This is a genomic window from Ravibacter arvi, assembly GCF_039540405.1.
GTDB classification, from domain to species: Bacteria; Bacteroidota; Bacteroidia; order Cytophagales; family Spirosomataceae; genus Ravibacter; species Ravibacter arvi.
Window position 1 is genome coordinate 1 of the sequence record NZ_BAABEY010000019.1, and the last position, 19063, is coordinate 19063.

Below are 19063 nucleotides of genomic sequence, written 5' to 3' on the forward strand. Positions count from 1 at the left end.
CTTTTTTGGGTACATTCAGATGTCACCAGATCCAGGAGTAAGCGAAGCTTATGATACGTCGGGATGACAGGAGAATATAAAAGGGTCAGACTGCCGCCATCGCCCTGGCGATCAGATAGGTATCGGTATACTGATGGAATGCCGCAATCTTGCCCCCTTCTATAACATATTCACCAATAAAGGCCGCGCGGACGGGTCGGTTGGTGGAGCGGTAGGTGCCGGAGTAGTGGCCGATAGCAAACACGCTGCTTCCCCCGTCAATAAAGCGTTCGGTCTGCGCGTGCCAATCGGTCCAGTCATTCCGGAAGCCTGAAAAAATGAATTCGAGAACTTCGTCGATTCCCCGGTATTTTCCGCCTCCCGGGAAACCTTCCATCTGGTTCCATTGAACATTCTCCAAAAAAAGTTCGCGGATCAGAACGTCATTCTTTTCATGAAAAAGCTGGTACATTCGTTCTACAAGCGCTATGTTTTTATTCGTCATCGTGATAGAACATTTTTGCAGGTTCGTGCCTGGTTTTGATAAGGGGATTCCTGGTATTAAGCGCTAGTTGAGCTCGATGTTCAGAGGGACCTCTTTCCAGTTGCCGAACCATACCAGGCTTTCCGGGTCCCCGGGGATAAAAGTCACCTCCGCCTTGTGCAAAGCATGTTTCGGGCGTATGCCGAACAGGTCTTTCAAATTAATACTTTCATGCATCGTGATGGGTTTACCATCGCTTGTTTCCAGCATTATTTCATAGCGCCCCAGCGGAATGTTGTTGATATAGAGTTGATTGTTGAGCACCGGTTTTTTGATGATAAAGGTTACTTTTTCATCGGCATGGACCAGGTCGAGCGGAGTGAGTTTGATCACAATCACGGAGCCTACAGGGAAGCTCCCCGGCAGCGGAAGCGATTCCGTACGCAGGTTGTAGGAAAGGTGGATCGAGCCCCCCATGTAGCTGGTTGGCCATTGCGGAGCCTTGGCGATTTCATCCGGGCGTCCGTTTCCATACGGCAGTAAAACGAAGTTTTTTACGGACCCTCTGGTAGACACGAATTCATCCAGTGCGCTGTCGGCGGGGAAAAGCGAGGTGAATGCCTGCCCTCCTTCATAGGACATATTGAGTTTGCCGCCCCAAATTTCGGTGTTTCCTACCGGGACCGTAATCTCATAATATCCCTGTTGGTTGGTGCGGCCCGTGGCCGAACTGTACAACCCGCCGGCAATTGATGAACGGACCCCGATTTCGGCGTCCTTGAGCGGCCTGCCAAAGACATCTTTGACAAACCCCCGGAGGGTACCCGGTTTTACCGCCAGCGATTTGAAGCCAGGTAACTGCGGTCGCTGTTTCTCCATTACGTTGACATAAGTGCGGTTTTCCGGAACGTTCAGCGTCCGTGTACGCTCGGGAAGTTGGGAAAAAGGAAGCGGTGTTCTTGTTTCTTCCTGGCCGGGCGGGTTATCGCCACCCGGTTGCAGCTCGTCATTCTCCTTGGAGCATGCGTAGAATATCAGGCAGCTGAAAAAAAGTGAAGCCATTCGTACGCTCGTTCCGTGTGTCAGTAGTTGTTTCATAATTTGTGATTTTTCCGCTAAACTATGGACTCAAATCAGGGAATGACGGTTTATTCGACGAACGACAACAGAGGATGGTCGAGTAGCAGCTTCGGGAGACGAACGGGTTCGTAACGGTGGTTTGCCGCAGGGAGGGGAGATCGTAAAATATAAAAAAAGCGATGTCGGTTTTTAACGGTGAAAAAAGACATTCATGGTTCGAAAAATGTGGTTGGGCGAATTTTTGAAGATATTGTCCGGAGGAAGCGGAGATTTGTATAAAAAATCTGGATTAATATGAAGCATATCAAATTGTCTGTCGTGACCCGGATGATTCCGGTTCTGGTAATCTGTTCGGTAAATTCTCAGCCGAATGAAGGAGAAGGCCAGGGTAAATTTTCGTTTACCGGGAAGAAGTGGCAAATGGAAAAATTTATGGTCGCGCCGGCCATTGACTGGGATCTGGACGGAACCCCGGACACCGATATCTTTCCGCTGCTGGAGCCCTGCGACAGGGACGATCTTCTCCTCTTCCGGGAAGATCAAAAGATGATCCGGTTTAGTGGTGCGGAAAAATGTGACGAAGACGAAGAGCCGGCCAAAGAAGACGGTACCTGGAAATACAATGAAAGGACGGGAATGCTGACGATGGCGGGGGACAACAAAGTTGAAGAATCCAAAGTACTGGAATCTTCGGCGAAACGACTGACGCTAAAGCATGTGTTCAAAAGCACCCGGGGAACGGAACACGCATTGACCGCAACTTATGTCGTCAGATAATGAGATGTTTTATAAAGGGCAGATAACTTCTGCCCACATTGAATTCCGTCCCGTTGTCCATGACCAGGAAAGTCTTTCCGATGTCCCGGTACAGTTCTGCGATATGAGTTACATTGACGGCTACGGAGCGGTGGATCCGGATGAATATGGCCGGATCCAGTTTTGCCGAAAGCGCACTTATTCCCGTGGAGTTCAGGAACGTAATTTCTTTGGTGTGGATTTCTGTATAGTCGCCAAAAGCCTGGAGGAAGAGAATATCGGCGACCGCGATATTGCGGAACCTTTTCTTGTGCTCGACCAGCAGTCTTTCGGGAAATGCTACGGATTTCGAATAGGAGTTCGCAACCGTGAAAGGCAATTGACGCGACTGCTGTCCAAGCTTGGCAATGGTTTTTTCAAACCTGGCGCCCGTGTATGGTTTCAGCAGGTAGTCCGTCGCATTGGTTTCAAATGCTTGTATGGCATATTTGTCGTAGGCAGTGGTGAAAATTACCTCAGGTACATGTTCAATTTGTTGCAGTACCTCGAAACCATTGGCGCCCGGCATCTGGATATCCAGGAAAATAAGATCAGGTTCAAGCCGGTTAATTTGCTGGATCGCTTCAATGCCGTTGACGCATTCACCGGCTATAAAATAGTCTGTGTAAGGTTTCAGGTATTGTTTTACAAGCACCCTTCCATGCTCTTCATCGTCAATGATCAAAACAGATTTTCTTGCCATAGCCCGGTTGGTTTCATGCCAAGTTAAGAAAGGAAAATGCGATTCGGATTAATTTTAGACCAACCTTTGTTTTCGGGAGATGAGCGGCGGTAGGAAGGGGTCGAATGTATGCGGGGAAATTGCGGGAAAAGAATTTGATTAATGTAAGTTCAATAAGATCAAAATGAAGGCACTGGCAGATAAAAGGTATGCAAAAAGGGAGATAGCGCTCTTTATTTTCTGCCTGGTGGTCATGAGCATCCTGTATGGTACCCCCCGATTATTTTCAGAAGGACCATCGCGGTTATTTTTCCGCGAGTTGCTCGTGGATTGTACGATTATGGCAATATGCTGCCTGCCGGTATGGTGGCTACATTTCCGGAAATGGACCGGCTTGCCCATGAAGCGAAGGTTTGCACTGCATTTCCTGACCGGTATTTTATATTATGTTTTGTGGGTGATTCTCTACCAGTTTTACAACCGTCAGGTAGGGCTGCCTTTGATGACGGGCCGGCAGATGTTCCAGAATATAGGTCCCAATCTGTTGTTCTATATACAGGTATTCAGCTCGCTTCACATCGATCTTTTTTTCAGGGAGCGGGAGGCGCAGCGGCAACGGGAAAAGGAACTTGTTGACCTGGCCTACCGGGCGAGGATCGATAGTTTGAAAGCGCAGATACAACCGCATTTCCTTTTCAATACTTTGAGCAGCATCAGCGCATCGGTACCCGTCGAACAGGAGCATACAAGAGTGCTCATTGCGCAGCTGGCCGATATTTTCCGTTATGCATTGCAGGCGACGCGTGAGGAGCTGGTCCCGCTCTGGAAAGAGCTTGAGTTCATGGAAACTTACCTGGTGCTGGAAAAAAGCAGGTTTGGCAAACGCCTGGAGTTTGAGATCGATTCTGCAAAGTGCGACCGTCAGGCGTATATTCCGCCCATGCTCCTGCAGCCTCTCGTTGAAAATGCCATCAAGCATGCAATTGAACCTGCCCTCAATGGCGGCAAGGTGGTGATTACCTGTCGTACCGAAGGCAAAAGAAATTATTTCCGGATAGAGAATACGGGTCTGGTCTATCATGGTAACGTTGAGGATATGTTCAAAGGAGATGGGGTAGGGTTATCCAACACGGCCAAGCGCATTGAAACACAATATGGAGAAAAGCTGCAGGTCGCCATTACCGGGCGCGGTGCTATGTCCATAAGCTTCTATATTCCAATTACATAAGGTAATCCCGCGGCTTCCTGCACCGTTCATCGACGAAATCGCCAGGCCCGGCTGCTGATTTAGCAGTTGGTCGAACAACGGGACCGCCAATGTGGCGCACAAATAACTTTGCAGGAAATAAATGGTTATCAGAAATCAGAAATCGGAAATCGGAAATCAGAAATCAGGAACCGGGAGATTGGAGCATAAGCGCCGATTTCCGATTTCCGATTTCCGACCTCCTTCCCCCTCTCATGACTACGCACCGCTTTTTAGTCTTCCTGCTGTTTTGGGCACTTACAGGTAAAGGATATTCGCAGGTTATTGTGAAAGACACACTGCCGCCCGCCTTTGAGTGGTCGATGCATCTCGTCGATGTGCCTTATATGGCGGACGCCGCCAGGGCCGAGGCCATCCGGTCGGCAGGTGGCAATGTCCCGTTTTCGGGGACGATCAAGGCCCGGGATTATGGAAAATTTTATCGAAACCTGAGCATGACACAGGCAACCGATATGGCGCGCAACCTGCATGGCAGCCTGTATTACGGCCATAACGTTCTCTGGAACACACTCGTAAAGCCGGTGAATACCAAAAAGTACATTCTGAATCGCTTGCTGGCCAATATTGCGGCACTTGGTACTGACTACCTGGCGATCAAACTCCCGTATGGGTATGCATTTCAACATGAGGAATTCCATCGCTCGGTAATGGCTTCCAGGCATATATACAGCTACGACGAAGTATGGAGTTTCGGGAAAGGGCTGGATATAGCCGTAACAAGAGTGAAGGATGAAGACCTGGTTTACCTGAAGAAAAATTTCCCGGCAGACCAGGTACGTCTTGCAGCCGCAGGAGTGGAGGGGGAATACCGGTTCCTGCAACGGATGCAGGAAGATAATTTCTTTCGTCAAACCGCTCATCCAATGGTGGGCATATCCCTGTTGGGTACGATTCATGCCGTGAATTACGTGAACCTGCCTTTTACCAGCAGATTCAATGCCATCACCGATAGTATCCTGAGCTATGATAAAACCAATATTCTGGCCAGGGATTTTACGGGCTATGACTTTTCGGCGTGGATCTATGACCTTGTCAGGCCCCATGAACCATATGAAGCCCGTGGAGAATGGCCGGGCGGTATCGGGATCAAGCGCCCCGTAAAGGAATCGGACCTGACAGGGGAGATGAAGGACTTTCTAAAGGAAACAGGCCGAATGCAATATCTGAACTTTGTGTCTCCTTTTTTGTTGGGTATCAATAGGTTGCAATTCAGGCCGGGCCAGTATTTTAATTTTGCCCTGCGAAGCCTGCCCACCTCTTTTGGCTACTATGCAGGCGGAGATTTCTTCCTGGAAATGCGGGAACGCCGGGTGATGGTAGGCCTGGGAGTTAACAGAAGCAAAAAACTGACGCTGCCGGCTTTGAATTTTCATTGCTACGACCTGGTAAAGCCCGAAGTCAGCCGCTGGCAGGCCCATGCGCAATTGTCGCTCTGGATGCAGCCCGAAGATCAGATGTGGAGTTCCGGCCGGGCAACTCCCGGGCTGGCACTCTCGATTCAGCCCCGGTATGCGCTGACCTCCCGGTTGTCGGTCATGACGGACTTGTCCTACAAAACAAAGGGCTGGGTATTCGGAGATCCTTATCTCGACCGGCGGATTTCAGGGCGCATCGGTCTGAGTCTGCGGACAAAGTAGTATCCGATGCCCGAGGTATGGGCATGAAAAAAAACGATCCTGAAGAAAGCGGAAAACCGGAGTCTTCAGGATCGGACGGCGCTGATTTTGAAGGGGCAGCTTCTATTCTTCTTCCTCTTCGGACCGGAAGGAGTAAACGCCCGGATCAAGTTCCAGTTGGTTGGCGTTGAACTTATTGATAAAATCCGAGATAATTTCGTCGTCGATAATCTCAACATTGAGGCCGACTTCCAGGCCGATTCCGAAATCGAAGTCGGGTTCGGTCTCTACGTGCTCCTGGACTTTCACCTCTTCGTTTTCCTCGATTTCGTCGATCAGCTCTGTAAGCAGCAGTTCGGCCTCTTCTTCCTCTTCCATGCTTAATTTTTTTGCCCCGGCTTCGCGTTCCTCCGGCGGCAGGTACCCCGGGATTTGCTTTTGCAGGCGTTCCAGTGCCAGGTCGTAAACCAGGGCGGAATGATGCAGCCGGATGGTATAGATCAAAGCATCATAGATGGTCTCCTCTCCTTTGAAAGTTCCGATAAATTGGATGTGAGCGTGCTCATCAATCGACTCATCCTCGTCGAATTCGTCTTCCACATAAACAAAGTTCCGCTTCTCCTGCTGACATTCGGCGCGCAACTTATTGATCTCTTCCTTACTAAATCCAGGATTCATGATGCGTTGTTATTAATAATTGAAACATAAGTAAAGATAAGGGAATTCGGGAACTCGCCTTCCCTCACTCCCTTAAAGAATCCGCTTTGCTATTTAATAAATAACAACTCCCGGTATTTCACCAGGGGCCAGTCTTCGTTGTCGATCAGCAACTCAAGCTTGTCGACATGGTACCTTATTTTCTCAAAATAGCCTTTTACCTCCGATCCGTAGAGTTTGGCTTTTTCGGTCAGTTCTGCCGTATGGTTGGCTTTTTTCCGGCTTTCGATCATCTCGTAAACAAGCTTCTTGATAACCGTCACATGCCGCGAAATATCGGAAACCACTTCTTTGATGGGCTGAGCTTCGTCCAGCATGTTCATTTCAGTCAGGGACCTCGCAGTCTGAGCCAGTTTGAACTGGTATTTCACACAGGTCGACATGATGTGGTTAAGAGAAAGGTCCTCTATCACGCGCGACTCGATCTGGATGTGCTTTACGTAATTTTCCAACTCGATCTCATAACGGGCTTTCAATTCCCTTTCCGAGAGAACTCCTGTTTTTTCGAACACTTCCACCGAAGAATCAGCCGTATAGCAGGCCAATGCCTCGTAGGCGTTCGTGATATTGGTCAGGCCACGGGCGGCGGCTTCTGTCTTCCATTCTTCCGAGTACCCGTTTCCTTCGAACAATATCGCTTTGGAATCTTTATAGTATTGCTTCAGGATGTCTACAATCGCTACCTTCTTGTCCTCCCCGGCCTGCAGTTTCACTTCCAGGTCATTTTTGAACTGGATGAGCTGGTTGGCTACTATTGTGTTGAGGACGATCATGGCGGAGGCACTGTTGGCGTTGCTGCCGACCGCGCGGTACTCAAATTTATTGCCGGTAAAGGCAAAGGGAGAAGTACGGTTGCGGTCGGTATTGTCGCGCGTCAGGTTGGGGATCCTGCTGATACCGATTTTATAATAGAAGTTTTCCCCTTTTTCAAGCTCAACTTCGCCGCGGTTCATCAGGTCGTCCAGCATTTTTGTCAGGCCTGCGCCCAGGAAGACCGAAATGATAGACGGTGGCGCCTCGTGGGCGCCCAGGCGATACTCGTTGCTCGCCGATGCAATGGAAGCCCTCAGCAGGTCTGCATGGTCGTGAACGGCTTTGATTACGTTGACCAGGAAGGTGAAAAAGCGAAGGTTTTCTTTCGGTTTGGTAGTGGGTTGCAGCAGGTTAATGCCTGTGTCGGTCGCGATGGACCAGTTGTTGTGCTTTCCGCTCCCGTTGATGCCTGCGAATGGTTTCTCATGGAAAAGCACCTTGTAGCCGTGCCGCTCGGCGACCTTTTGCATGAGGTCCATCAGGAGAGCCGCGTGGTCAACTGCCAGGTTCATGTCTTCAAAAGTCGGCGCGCATTCATACTGGCCCGGCGCCACTTCGTTATGACGTGTCCGCAAGGGAATCCCTAGTTTCAGCGCTTCGAATTCAAAATCTACCATAAAGGCATTTACACGCGTGGAAATGGAACCGAAATAGTGGTCTTCCAGTTGTTGCCCCCGTGCCGGGCTATGCCCGAATACCGTCCTGCCCGTCATTACCAGGTCCGGACGGGCGAAATACAGGGCTTTATCGACCAGGAAGTATTCCTGTTCAATTCCTACATTGGTAATGACCCTTGAAACGTCCCGGTTGAAATATTGGCAAACTGCAGTAGCGGCTTTATCCACTGCGTGTATGGAGCGTAGCAACGGCGTTTTATAGTCGAGCGCTTCGCCGGTGTAGGCAATGTATACGGAGGGGATACAAAGCGTCTTTCCGCCGGCGCCGTTGTTCATCAGGAAAGCCGGTGAGCTCGGGTCCCATCCGGTGTAGCCACGCGCTTCGAAGGTAGCGCGGAGGCCTCCGCTTGGGAAAGAGGAAGCGTCGGGTTCCTGTTGGACCAATGCGCTCCCCTTGAATTTTTCTATGGCTTTTCCCCGCGAATCGAGGTCAAAAAAAGAATCGTGTTTTTCGGCAGTGGTGCCGGTCAGCGGCTGAAACCAGTGCGTGTAATGGGTGGCGCCTTTTGAGCTAGCCCAGGAACGCATTGCGGTCGCTACTTCTTCTGCTACATCGCGGTCCATCGGCGTACCGCCGCGCATCGCGTTCTCTACTTTTTGCAAGGCTTCCGGTGATAGAAGCGACCGCATGACGTCCTCGCTGAAAGTGTCGGAGGCAAACAGATCTGTTATTTTTTCGGCCGGAGGTGTGAATGACAAAGGCGTTCTGCCAAGCGCAATTTCAATAGATTTCTCTCGATGAGACATTTTGTCCGTTAGTTATTAAGAAAAGCTGGTTTCATGTTTTCTGGCGCTGGTAATCCAGACCGGCGACGGGACCGTAGTCCCGGGCATACCGAAGAAAACCGTCGCAATGCGCAAAACGCGAAAGTTAAGTTTTTTTTGGGTGGGGAACGGTATGCTTTCCGGCAAAATTGTTTGGCTCACCATCGAGTGCCGTTGCGTGTACCTCCCGGAAAGGTTGCGTACAATAAAAAAGCCGGCCGGAGTTCCATCTCCGGCCGGCCTGTCGGTATATCGCTTACCAGGCTCAGATAAACCGGTTGATGAGGTTTTCAAGATATTCCTGGCGCCCGGAGATCATGCGGGGCTCCGGGTTTTCGGATGCCAGCTGATAGAGCTTTTTCAGGTCAAGCCGGCCTTCTTCAAAGCGCTTGCCGTCGCCTTGGTCAAAACTGTTGTAACGCTCGCTTCTGAACTGGTCAAGCGCACCGTGCTGCCTGATTCTGTCCGCTGTAATCAGGGCGCGGGCAAGAGTGTCGGCTCCGCCGATATGGGCGTGGAAAAGATCCGCGGTATCGGTCGAGTTCCGCCTTCTCTTTGCGTCGAAATTGATGCCACCGCCCTGCAGGCCGCCTGCCCGGAGGATAATCAGGAAAGATTCCGTCCATTCCATCAGGTCATTTGGAAACTGGTCGGTATCCCATCCGTTCTGGTAGTCGCCGCGATTGGCATCCAGCGAGCCGAGCAGGCCGGCGTCGGCCGCAACCTGGAGCTCGTGCTGGAAAGTATGGCCTGCCAGGGTGGCATGGTTTACTTCCAGGTTTAGCGAAAGGTCGTCCAGGAGATCATATTGCCGGAGGAATCCGATCACGGTCGCGGCGTCGTAATCATACTGGTGTTTGGTGGGTTCGCAGGGCTTGGGCTCTATAAAGAACTTTCCTTTAAAGCCTTTTTCCCGGGCGTATTGAATAGATAGTTTCAATATTTCTGCAAAATGTGCCTGCTCCCTTTTCATATCGGTATTCAGCAGAGACATATACCCTTCGCGTCCGCCCCAGAAGACATAGTTCTCACCGCCGAGTGCAATCGTTGCGTCAAGCGCTATTTTGATCTGTGCCGCCGCATAGGTCACTACGGAAAAGTCAGGATTGGTAGTGGCGCCGTTCATGAAGCGCTCATGACTGAAAAGGTTGGCAGTGCCCCAAAGCAATTTCACTCCCGATGCTTTTTGCTTCTCGCGCAGGTACTCGGTTAACGTGTTAAGGGACTTTTCGTTTTCCAGCACCGTGCCGTCATAGTCCACCACATCAACGTCATGAAAGCAGTAATAGGGCAGGCCTAATTTCGACATGAATTCGAATGCCGCATCGGCTTTGTCCCTGGCTCGCGCTATTTTATCCTTCTTTTCGTCCCAGGGGTAAAAATGCGTCCGGCCGCCAAAGGGGTCACCGCCGTTGCCGTTGAACGAATGCCAGTAGGCTACCGCAAACCGGAGATGTTCCTCCAGTGTTTTGCCGGCCACTACTTTTTTGGCATCGTACCAGCGATAGGCCAGCGGATTATCGGTATCCGGACCTTCGTAAGCAATTTGACCTATTCCTTTGAAATATTCCCGGTCTCCAAGTATTATACCCATAAGATGAAAGATGTAAGGTGAGCGTACAAATAAAAAGAAAAATAATGCGAGTATGAAGTGTTTTTATGACATTTTAATTTTAAAGCTGGCGAAAGCATTGCGTATGCTCCATAGCTACTAAAACAAAAAAACGGTCAACATCTAATTGTTGACCGTTTTGAAACTATCAGGCAAATTTATTTTAATAAAATCTCGCTCTGTTATCGACGATGTTGGCGCTCTCCTGAACCGCTTCGTTGATGAGATAAGGCACACTGCCCGATTTGTTCATCAACAGCTGGTTTTTGTATTGCGAATAGTCGGCAATTTCAGGAGCCGGTTCGGTAGATTTCGATTGGATAATGAATACGCCGTTCTCACCTTCAAACGGGCCCATTCTCTTGCCGGCCTTTAATCCGACTGCCTTTCCGGCTGCCTGCGGGTCAAAGCCTGCGCCTTTCAGCATGCCGGTCAACAGGTTAACTTCCACGTCTTTTTCTACAATCGATCCCGGCCCGTATTTAGACGAAATAGCGTCGAGTTCACCTTTTGAATCTTTCAGTTGACCGATAATTTTCTCCGCTTTCAACCGGTTACGGACCTTCTCCGTGATTTCGGTACGGAAATCGTTCACCTTCACGTTTTTCTTATCGGTTTTGTTGGTAACCACCGCAACTACGTATTGTTCCTCGGTTTCGAAAACCTGGGAAACCTTATTGAGGTCGGTTTTATCCGCGAATGCCCAGCGAACGATTTCCCTTCCGTCAGCAATTGCATTGATGTTGTTGGACGATTCCAGCAAACGGCTTGCGGTAGAGATGTGCAGGTTTTCTTTTTTCGCCTTTTCAGTGAACTGTTCTGCGGATTTAGACTCCAGGGCGAATTGGCTGGCTTTGTTGTAAACCTCGTCGCGTGTAGCCTGGCTCGGAATAATGGTTTTGCCGATAGAAGCCAGCCGGTAAAGCGTGTTGGTTTTTGCCTCGGTTACCTTGATAATGTGGTAGCCAAACTGGCTTTCAATTACCCGGTTGATCAAGCCGGTACCCGGATGGGAGAATACAGCCTCTTCAAAAGGCTTCACCATAGTGCCGTTGTTCTGGAAATACCCCAGGTCACCGCCACGTTGTGCAGATCCCTGGTCAGCGCTATTGGCCATGGCCATAGCTTCGAAACTTGCCCCGCCACGGATTTGTGCCAGAATGGACTCAGCCTTTTTCCTGCTTTCCGCTTTGGCGGAATCCGACGGGTTGTCGAAACGGATCAGGATATGGCTCGCCTTCACGGAATAAACAGTGTCGGTCTTTGTTCCTCCGTATTTGTAAATGTAATAGGTATTTCCTTCACGGTAGGGACCAAACACACCACCAGGAACAAAAGTCTTCACAGCTTCTTTCAGCTGATCGCTCATGTTCGCGTAAGACTGGTAAAGCGGCAGCTGCACGTCTGAATTTACGCGGACAAACGTAGAGTCGTTGGTTGTGGTCGCCAGTTCTTTGGCAAGCAGCTTAATCTGGTCGTAAAGCTGGGTGCTGTCTTCTTTAGACGGCATAATAGGGAAGGTCACGTACTGTACGGTACGGCTGTCAACTCCCTTGTATTGTTTGCTGTGGCTTTTCAGGTAATCGCCTAACTGGCTGTCTGATACCGAGATAGTCGAATCCGCTACCGAATAGTAGGGAACGTACAGGTAGTCGACTACAGATTTCCCTGCAGAGGCAACGTATTCTTTTTCCGCTTCTGCCTTGGTTACATATACCGAGGAAGAAAGAAGCTTCTCAAGTTTCTGGCGGAGACGTTCCATTTTAAGGCCTTCCTCGAACTGTACCCATGAAGCCTGTTGGGCAGGGCCCAGAGTTTTCAGGTTACGGAGGTACTCTACTACGCCGTTTTTATTGAATGCACCGGTAGAAGGATCCGTAAATGCCTGTATAATGGAAGGGCTGAGATGGTCACCCTGAACCATATCAACAGTCTCGTCATCAGTAACTTTCAGGCCGAGTTTTTTGTATTCGTCTTCGTAGGCGTACTCGGAAATAAACTGCATCCAGGCCTGTTCGCGCATTTGATTTACTTCGGCTTCATTGGCCGCACGTCCTACCTGCGCTTCATAGTTCCGTTTCACGGCATCTACCCGCTCCTGGAAGTCCTTATAATCTATTTTTTTACCCCTTATCTCCCCAACCGTGGTGTTGTTGCCTCCAAAGAAACTTCTGGGACCCAGCAAATCACCGCCCACAATGAAAAATATGAGACTCACGGCGATGACTGTCACCGCAATTCCCGATTTTTCTCTGATTTTGTTAATTAAAGCCATTGATTAGTTTTCAAATTTCGACCGGCAAAATAAAAGTATTTATGACTAGAAAACAAGTTTTGCATCAACCCGTTTTTTTATATTATTTTATCCCTAGCGAAAGGATTCGGACCGCAGCCACGACCTATGCAATCCGCGCGCGCCCCCTGCAACTCCACAAGCCCCTAAACCTCCCCACACCTCACACCTCATACCTCACCCCTCATACCTCACCCCTCAATACATATACTTCAAATGCAGCCGATAAAGCAAAAGGAAAAGAAGGCTGAAGAAAAGGCTGCCGAAAGTCAGCACGATGCCCGTCATTCCGCCAATTACAAGAGTCGATCCAAGCAGTCCGACCGCGATTCCGCCCATGTATAACTTATAGCCGCGCCGCTGTAATTGAAACATATAATAAGCGCCGAAGAGGGTCAGTGACTCATAGATAAGCATAATAATGGCCGACTTGCGAAGCGTCTCCGGGGTAAGGCTTTCTCCTACGGATTCAAAAACGGATAAAGCTGCCTCCTTACTCTGATCGTCGGGAAGCTGGCTCTCCATACGGTCAAGAATGGTATGAAACGTCTCCTGGATTTGGACCGACGCCCGGCCCGGGCTCCAAAGCTGGTCCGCTTGCCGCCAGAGCCCGGTAAAGGCGCTGATGAACGAAAGCAGGCAAAGGATCGTAAGGGAAGGGGGCCGGACAGGCCGGTTTTCGCCGGTTTCTGGAAATGACATTGACTTTTTATTACAGTTATTTTAGTTCAACAAGTAGCGGTTGGCCGTTTATAGGGAAACACCTCTTTTCCAGGGGATAAAGTCGTCCTGGCCTAGCTGCTGCGCCTTGGTAAGGACTTCACCGCTGGCGGTTTTGATTACCACCTCGAGCAATGCCTCAGCATTTTGGGCGATCGTCTGTTCTCCCGAAACCACCGGTCCGCAATCGAAATCAATCACATCAGGCATTCTTTTGGCGAGCGAAGAGTTGGTGGCAACTTTCATCACCGGACAGATGGGGTTACCGGTAGGGGTGCCCAGCCCGGTGGTAAAGAGAATGATATTGGCGCCGGCGGCAGTCTGCCCCGTGGTGGCTTCCACATCGTTGCCTGGTGTGCAGACCAGCTGCAGCCCGGGTGTTTCCGCCCGTTCGGTGTAGTTGAGTACGTCCGACACATAGGCGTTCCCGCCTTTTTTTGCTGCGCCTGCCGATTTGATGGCGTCTGTAATGAGCCCGTCCTTGATATTGCCCGGTGAAGGATTGAAGGCGAACGATGAACCGGCGTCTTCGGCTTTCCCGGCGTAATCGCGCATCAGTTTTTCGAACTTTGCTGCCTTTTCCGTCGTTACGCAGCGATTGATCAATTCTTGTTCCACACCGTTCAGTTCCGGGAATTCAGCCAGAAGCGTTTGCCCCCCTAGCGAAACCACCAGGTCGGAGAGATGCCCCAGGACCGGATTGGCCGAGATTCCGGAAAAACCATCGGATCCCCCGCATTTCAACCCGACGGAGAGTTTGGACAGCGGAGCCGGCTCGCGCTCGAATTTGTTGATTTGCGTGAGGCCCGAAAAAGTCTGGCGTATCGCGTTCGACATCAATGAATATTCGGTCCCGTTCTGATGTTCGAAGAAATAGTAGGGTTTATCAAAATTCGGGTCCCGCTTCTGAATTTCATCCTGGAGAATTTTTGCCTCCGAATTCTGGCATCCGAGGCTCAGCACGGTGATGCCCGCAACGTTGGGGTGAACGGCGTAGGCTGCGAAAAGAGAGCAAAGCGTCTGGGCGTCGAACCTTGTTCCGCCGCAACCGCCCTCGTGCGTGAGGAATTTAATGCCGTCCACATTCCGGAATACACGGTCGCGGAATGAAGGTTTTGTGGCGGCTTCTGCAAAAAGAGGAATTTCTTCCAGCCCGGCAACCGAACCGGAGTCGCGGTAGATCCGGAGCAGGTCCTGCACCTGGTTCCGGTAAATTTCCGGCTGGGCATATCCGAGTTCGCGCTCAAACGCGTCTTTTAAGATCAGTACATTCCTGTTTTCGCAGAAAACGAGCGGGACAACCAGCCAGTAATTGTAGGTACCTACGCGGCCGTCGGCTCTATGATAGCCATTAAAGGTGCGGTTTTTCCACTTTTCAACATCGAGGGGCGACCAGGAATAGGGCACCCGCTTGTCGGTGCTGTAGGGTTCCGAATCATGTTTCAGGTTAAAGGTAGTAATCGGCTCTCCTTTTTTTATAGGTTGGGAGGCGCGGCCTACCAGGACGCCATACATATAAACCCCGTCGCCGGGAGCCAGGTCCTCAGTTACAAACTTGTGTTTAGCGCCTACTTCGTAGGGAAGGTGGTAAGACACACCATCCCAGTCGACCGTACTGCCGGCCGGAAGCGTTCTAAGGGCTACTATTGCATTGTCTTTCGTATTGATCTTTAAAACCGGGGATCCCATTTTTCGCTGTGAAATGTTTGTTTTGTCGGCTCTAGTACCTGACTGTACACATGGACGACTTTTTAGGTTTAGTAAACTGAAACGGTGCAAAATTAAAGGTTTAATTGTTATCGTGCGGATTGGACTCCGGAAAATCGGGTTTCGGCCTGAGACTGAGCGGGGAACACCGCCGGGCAGGGATAGTTGCTTTTTTCTTGATCGCTGATAGTCAAATCGTTGCATGCATTTGCAGCCGGGAAGGCGTATCCCCGGGGCCTCGTGCGCGCGTAAGAAAAATCCTCTTTTCCGGAGGGGTATTGGCTTCGTTTTTTAATGGTAAAAAATTGTTCTGGTATTATTCTGTTAATGCTTTTTGGGTATCCGGTTTCATAAATTGCTAGCCGATAGCCTCTTATGTATTTGTTTGGTTTAGTGGTATTTAGATTATTTGTAGCCGAAAAAAAAAGCTTCCGGAATCCGGCTTGCTTTTTTGGCCGGAAAGTTCTTATTTCATGAAAAAATTCACCGCTTCGGAGCGCTGTTCCCGGTTGCTCCAGGAAGGGTTTTTCAAAGGTCAAAGTGTTTCACCCCATTAATAAAATAGCCGCACGCGATGTATGTAATTAAGCGCGATGGTCGTAGGGAATCGGTTAAATTCGATAAGATTACGGCCAGGATCGAGAAATTGTATTACGGTTTGGACGCCAGGTTTGTACAGCCTGTAGAAGTAGCCAAGAAAGTGGTTACTGGTATTTACGACGGTGTAACAACGGCGGAGCTGGACAATCTCGCTGCCGAGACGGCAGCCTCTATGACCACACGCCATCCCGATTATGCTATTCTCGCAGCCCGGATCGCCATTTCCAACCTGCACAAGAACACGCTGAAGTCGTTTTCGGCTACCATGAAGCGGTTGTATACTTATGTAGATACCAAGACCGGGGAGAATGCGGCGCTTATCTCCAAAGATGTTTATGACGTAGTGCGGCAGAATGCGGCTCTGCTTGACTCGACTATTATTTATGACCGGGATTACGGTTATGATTATTTCGGTTATAAGACGCTGGAGAAGTCATACCTTTTAAAAGTGGACGGCAAGATAGCCGAGAGACCGCAGCATATGCTGATGCGCGTAGCCATCGGGATTCACAAAAAGGACCTGAATGCAGCCATCGAGACTTATAACCTGCTTTCGGAACGCTGGTTTACCCATGCAACGCCTACGCTTTTCAATGCAGGAACGCCGAAACCCCAGATGTCATCCTGCTTCCTGCTTACTATGAAGGAAGACAGTATTGACGGAATCTACGATACCCTGAAGCAGTGCGCGCTGATTTCGCAGTCGGCCGGTGGCATCGGGTTGTCTATCCATAATATAAGAGCAACCGGCTCCTATATTAAAGGTACCAACGGAACATCGAACGGTATCGTGCCAATGCTGCGCGTCTTTAATGATACTGCCCGTTATGTAGACCAGGGGGGCGGAAAGCGGAAAGGGTCGTTTGCCATTTACCTGGAACCCTGGCATGCCGATATTTTTGAATTCCTGGATCTGCGTAAGAACCATGGAAAAGAAGAGCTTCGGGCCCGCGATCTGTTTTTCGCGCTCTGGATACCCGACCTTTTCATGAAGCGCGTGGAATCAGGCGATACCTGGTCGCTGTTATGTCCCCATGAGTGCCCAGGGCTTTCCGATACACATGGAGAGGAGTTCGAAAAGTTGTACGAACAATACGAGCGCGAAGGCAAAGCCCGCAAGACGGTCAAAGCCCAGGATCTGTGGGTGTCTATAATGGAGTCGCAAATCGAGACCGGAACACCTTATATGTTGTTCAAGGATCACGCCAACTCCAAGTCGAACCAGAAAAACCTGGGTACAATCAAGTCTTCGAACCTTTGTACAGAAATTATTGAATATACCGCGCCGGATGAAGTTGCAGTTTGTAACCTCGCTTCTATTGCCCTGCCCAAGTTCGTGGTGGAAGCACAGAATGGCTTTGTGAAATTTGATCACCAGCGCCTGTACGAGATTACCAAGGTGATTACCCGGAACCTCAATAAGATTATTGATCTCAATTATTACCCGGTTCCGGAAGCCGAGAAGAGCAATAAGCGGCATCGGCCTATCGGAATTGGCGTGCAGGGATTGGCAGACGCATTCTGCCTGATGCGCATGCCTTTCGACTCGGAAGAAGCGAAACAGCTTAATAAGGATATCCATGAGACGATTTATTTCGGCGCCATGGAAGCTTCGATGGAATTGGCCAAGGCGGACGGCCCCTATGAAACCTGGGCCGGAAGCCCGGTCTCGCAAGGGATCTTCCAGTTTGACATGTGGGGAGTGAAGCCTGAAAGCAAGCGCTGGGATTGGGATGATCTCCGCAAACAGGTGGTGAAGTTCGGTGTACGGAACTCACTGTTGCTCGCTCCGATGCCGACGGCGTCAACCAGCCAGATTCTTGGAAACAACGAATGTTTCGAACCCTTTACGTCTAATATTTATGTAAGAAGGGTGTTGTCCGGCGAGTTTGTGGTGGTAAACAAGTACCTGTTGAAAGACCTTATTCAGCTGGGACTCTGGAATGAAGATATGAAAAACATGCTGATCCTGGCGAACGGGTCGGTGCAGACGATCCCGAATATCCCGCAGCATGTGAAAGACCTTTACAAAACTGCGTGGGAAATTAAACAGCGTACCCTGCTGGATATGGCCGCCGATCGGGGAGCTTATATCTGCCAGTCTCAATCGCTGAATATATTTATGGAGGAACCCAACTTCGGTAAGCTTACTTCCATGCATTTCCACGCCTGGAAGAAGGGACTGAAGACCGGTATGTATTATCTGCGTACCCGGGCTGCCGCCGCACCGATACAGTTCACTGTGCAACGCCAGGCCGAACCGCAAATTGAAGCGGCCGTGGGAGCGGTGCAGGAAAAGCATATGGATTATGAAAAATACGCCGAGGAGCACGCTGTTGCTGCGCCTAAGCGTGACAACAGGGCAGACATGCAGTGCTCGCTGGACAATCCGGAAGGGTGTGAAGCGTGCGGCTCATAGCGCAGGCTTGCTCATCCTGGAAGTAAAAGCACCCCGGCTATACCAGCCGGGGTGCTTTTTTTGTGTGCTTACGGGCCATAAACGCCTGTAGGCGGCGATATTTTAGGGAGGCTGTTGACGAAAGTCCTGCCGCCGATGTGTCCGCCTGTCGCTTTTTGCGGGGACATTGAGGCTTCTGCCGGCTTGTTTTGAACGATAGTGGCCGCTATTTCTCCGGTACGCGGGCCGGATTTCAATACGCCGGCCCACTCTTTTTTCAATTTCTGTGCCGTCTGCAGTAAAAAGCCGTCGAAAAAGGAAAAATTAATTTGGTACAATAACAGGAACATTTTGGTCGTTATCTATCTCCGTCCGTAAGCCGGAAAGAGGCATAAAAAGGGAGCGAAAAAAGTTTAATATTTTTTTTGCTGCTTAAGTGATTTAAGAACAGTGGATTGAAAGAATTTTTAGGTAAATCTCAAAAATATTTCTGTGTTGACATTTGGATAATACGAACTGATCTGCCACCTTTGCATCCCGGTTGAACGAATCGGGTTTAGAAAAAAGGAAGCGGGTCGGTAGAAGGGGATAAAATTTTAAGGACAAACGAGTTCTTAAGCACTTGCCGAAAGGTTTTGGGGTCGTGGGTTTTGAAGGGGTTTTGATTGAGAGATCAGGCTTTAAATTAGAAACCGGAAGCGATAGTAAAGACAAAAAGGCAAAAAGTTCTTTGACGTGTTGGGAAAGACAGAAACAAGAGTCATACAAGTACAAAAGCTCATATAACAAATCTGTTTGCCTGGTTGATTTGAGAGGCTTCGGTTTTTCAGGTCGTGAAGATCAGGGTTTACAAACGGA

Annotated in this window: 15 protein-coding genes; 5 read left to right on the forward strand and 10 right to left on the reverse strand. The window is 49.8% G+C overall.

Going from position 1 to position 19063, the window contains the following annotated elements:
- Positions 1-85: 85 nt before the first annotated feature.
- Together ABD852_RS10025 and ABD852_RS10030 are read right to left on the reverse strand one after the other, a co-directional pair.
- Positions 86-484, reverse strand: a complete 399-nt coding sequence (locus ABD852_RS10025) for a nuclear transport factor 2 family protein (RefSeq protein ID WP_345028346.1) — start codon at positions 482-484, stop codon at positions 86-88.
- 63 nt (positions 485-547) lie between these two features.
- Positions 548-1561, reverse strand: coding sequence for a carboxypeptidase-like regulatory domain-containing protein (locus tag ABD852_RS10030; protein ID WP_345028347.1), 1014 nt, complete (start codon positions 1559-1561; stop codon positions 548-550).
- A 276-nt stretch (positions 1562-1837) separates the two neighbouring features.
- Here ABD852_RS10030 and ABD852_RS10035 point away from each other — a divergent pair, with 276 nt between their 5' ends.
- Positions 1838-2320 (forward strand): lipocalin family protein, encoded by a 483-nt coding sequence (locus ABD852_RS10035; RefSeq protein ID WP_345028348.1) that lies wholly within the window; start codon positions 1838-1840, stop codon positions 2318-2320.
- Here the strand turns inward: ABD852_RS10035 and ABD852_RS10040 are convergent.
- The gene (locus ABD852_RS10040; RefSeq protein ID WP_345028349.1) at positions 2313-3041 is read right to left on the reverse strand and encodes a LytR/AlgR family response regulator transcription factor; all 729 of its coding nucleotides are present in this window, start codon (positions 3039-3041) and stop codon (positions 2313-2315) included. The two genes, ABD852_RS10035 and ABD852_RS10040, sit on opposite strands and share 8 nt — an antisense overlap.
- 163 nt (positions 3042-3204) lie before the next feature.
- Here ABD852_RS10040 and ABD852_RS10045 point away from each other — a divergent pair, with 163 nt between their 5' ends.
- Positions 3205-4248, forward strand: a complete 1044-nt coding sequence (locus ABD852_RS10045) for a sensor histidine kinase (protein ID WP_345028350.1) — start codon at positions 3205-3207, stop codon at positions 4246-4248.
- A gap of 233 nt (positions 4249-4481) precedes the next feature.
- Positions 4482-5924: a hypothetical protein gene (locus ABD852_RS10050; protein ID WP_345028351.1), complete on the forward strand. Its 1443-nt coding sequence runs from the start codon at positions 4482-4484 to the stop codon at positions 5922-5924.
- 102 nt (positions 5925-6026) lie between these two features.
- Here the strand turns inward: ABD852_RS10050 and ABD852_RS10055 are convergent, their stop codons facing one another.
- The 6 genes from ABD852_RS10055 to ABD852_RS10080 all read right to left on the reverse strand — a co-directional run bounded on the left by ABD852_RS10055 (position 6027) and on the right by ABD852_RS10080 (position 15189).
- Complete coding sequence (locus tag ABD852_RS10055; protein ID WP_345028352.1) at positions 6027-6581, reverse strand: hypothetical protein; 555 nt, start codon at positions 6579-6581, stop codon at positions 6027-6029.
- 89 nt (positions 6582-6670) lie between these two features.
- A complete protein-coding gene (locus tag ABD852_RS10060; RefSeq protein WP_345028353.1) occupies positions 6671-8857 on the reverse strand; it encodes a glutamine synthetase III family protein in 2187 nt (728 codons plus the stop codon).
- Positions 8858-9140: 283 nt separating this feature from the next.
- Complete coding sequence (gene xylA / locus ABD852_RS10065) at positions 9141-10469, reverse strand: xylose isomerase (protein ID WP_345028354.1); 1329 nt, start codon at positions 10467-10469, stop codon at positions 9141-9143.
- A 181-nt stretch (positions 10470-10650) separates the two neighbouring features.
- Positions 10651-12762, reverse strand: a complete 2112-nt coding sequence (locus ABD852_RS10070; RefSeq protein WP_345028355.1) for a peptidylprolyl isomerase — start codon at positions 12760-12762, stop codon at positions 10651-10653.
- A 216-nt stretch (positions 12763-12978) separates the two neighbouring features.
- Positions 12979-13482, reverse strand: coding sequence for a hypothetical protein (locus ABD852_RS10075; RefSeq protein ID WP_345028356.1), 504 nt, complete (start codon positions 13480-13482; stop codon positions 12979-12981).
- A 48-nt stretch (positions 13483-13530) separates the two neighbouring features.
- A complete protein-coding gene (locus ABD852_RS10080; protein WP_345028357.1) occupies positions 13531-15189 on the reverse strand; it encodes a UxaA family hydrolase in 1659 nt (552 codons plus the stop codon).
- Positions 15190-15781: 592 nt separating this feature from the next.
- On the opposite strand from ABD852_RS10080, the gene ABD852_RS10085 reads away from it, so the two are divergent.
- Positions 15782-18226: a ribonucleoside-diphosphate reductase subunit alpha gene (locus ABD852_RS10085; protein WP_345028358.1), complete on the forward strand. Its 2445-nt coding sequence runs from the start codon at positions 15782-15784 to the stop codon at positions 18224-18226.
- A 68-nt stretch (positions 18227-18294) separates the two neighbouring features.
- Here ABD852_RS10085 and ABD852_RS10090 read toward each other — a convergent pair whose 3' ends face one another.
- Positions 18295-18543, reverse strand: a complete 249-nt coding sequence (locus tag ABD852_RS10090) for a hypothetical protein (RefSeq protein WP_345028359.1) — start codon at positions 18541-18543, stop codon at positions 18295-18297.
- 284 nt (positions 18544-18827) lie between these two features.
- On the opposite strand from ABD852_RS10090, the gene ABD852_RS10095 reads away from it, so the two are divergent.
- Positions 18828-19063, forward strand: a 236-nt coding sequence (locus ABD852_RS10095; protein WP_345028362.1) for a hypothetical protein, incomplete at its 3' end; no start/stop codon positions are given.

Bases quoted from the DNA above. Each gene is read 5' to 3' on its own strand.
- ABD852_RS10085 (WP_345028358.1), top strand. From the start codon at position 15,782: ATGTATGTAATTAAGCGCGATGGTCGTAGGGAATCGGTTAAATTCGAT.
- ABD852_RS10030 (WP_345028347.1), bottom strand. From the start codon at position 1,561: ATGAAACAACTACTGACACACGGAACGAGCGTACGAATGGCTTCACTT.
- xylA (WP_345028354.1), bottom strand. From the start codon at position 10,469: ATGGGTATAATACTTGGAGACCGGGAATATTTCAAAGGAATAGGTCAA.
- ABD852_RS10045 (WP_345028350.1), top strand. From the start codon at position 3,205: ATGAAGGCACTGGCAGATAAAAGGTATGCAAAAAGGGAGATAGCGCTC.
- ABD852_RS10035 (WP_345028348.1), top strand. From the start codon at position 1,838: ATGAAGCATATCAAATTGTCTGTCGTGACCCGGATGATTCCGGTTCTG.
- ABD852_RS10050 (WP_345028351.1), top strand. From the start codon at position 4,482: ATGACTACGCACCGCTTTTTAGTCTTCCTGCTGTTTTGGGCACTTACA.
- ABD852_RS10060 (WP_345028353.1), bottom strand. From the start codon at position 8,857: ATGTCTCATCGAGAGAAATCTATTGAAATTGCGCTTGGCAGAACGCCT.
- ABD852_RS10080 (WP_345028357.1), bottom strand. From the start codon at position 15,189: ATGGGATCCCCGGTTTTAAAGATCAATACGAAAGACAATGCAATAGTA.
- ABD852_RS10040 (WP_345028349.1), bottom strand. From the start codon at position 3,041: ATGGCAAGAAAATCTGTTTTGATCATTGACGATGAAGAGCATGGAAGG.
- ABD852_RS10055 (WP_345028352.1), bottom strand. From the start codon at position 6,581: ATGAATCCTGGATTTAGTAAGGAAGAGATCAATAAGTTGCGCGCCGAA.
- ABD852_RS10070 (WP_345028355.1), bottom strand. From the start codon at position 12,762: ATGGCTTTAATTAACAAAATCAGAGAAAAATCGGGAATTGCGGTGACA.
- ABD852_RS10075 (WP_345028356.1), bottom strand. From the start codon at position 13,482: ATGTCATTTCCAGAAACCGGCGAAAACCGGCCTGTCCGGCCCCCTTCC.
- ABD852_RS10025 (WP_345028346.1), bottom strand. From the start codon at position 484: ATGACGAATAAAAACATAGCGCTTGTAGAACGAATGTACCAGCTTTTT.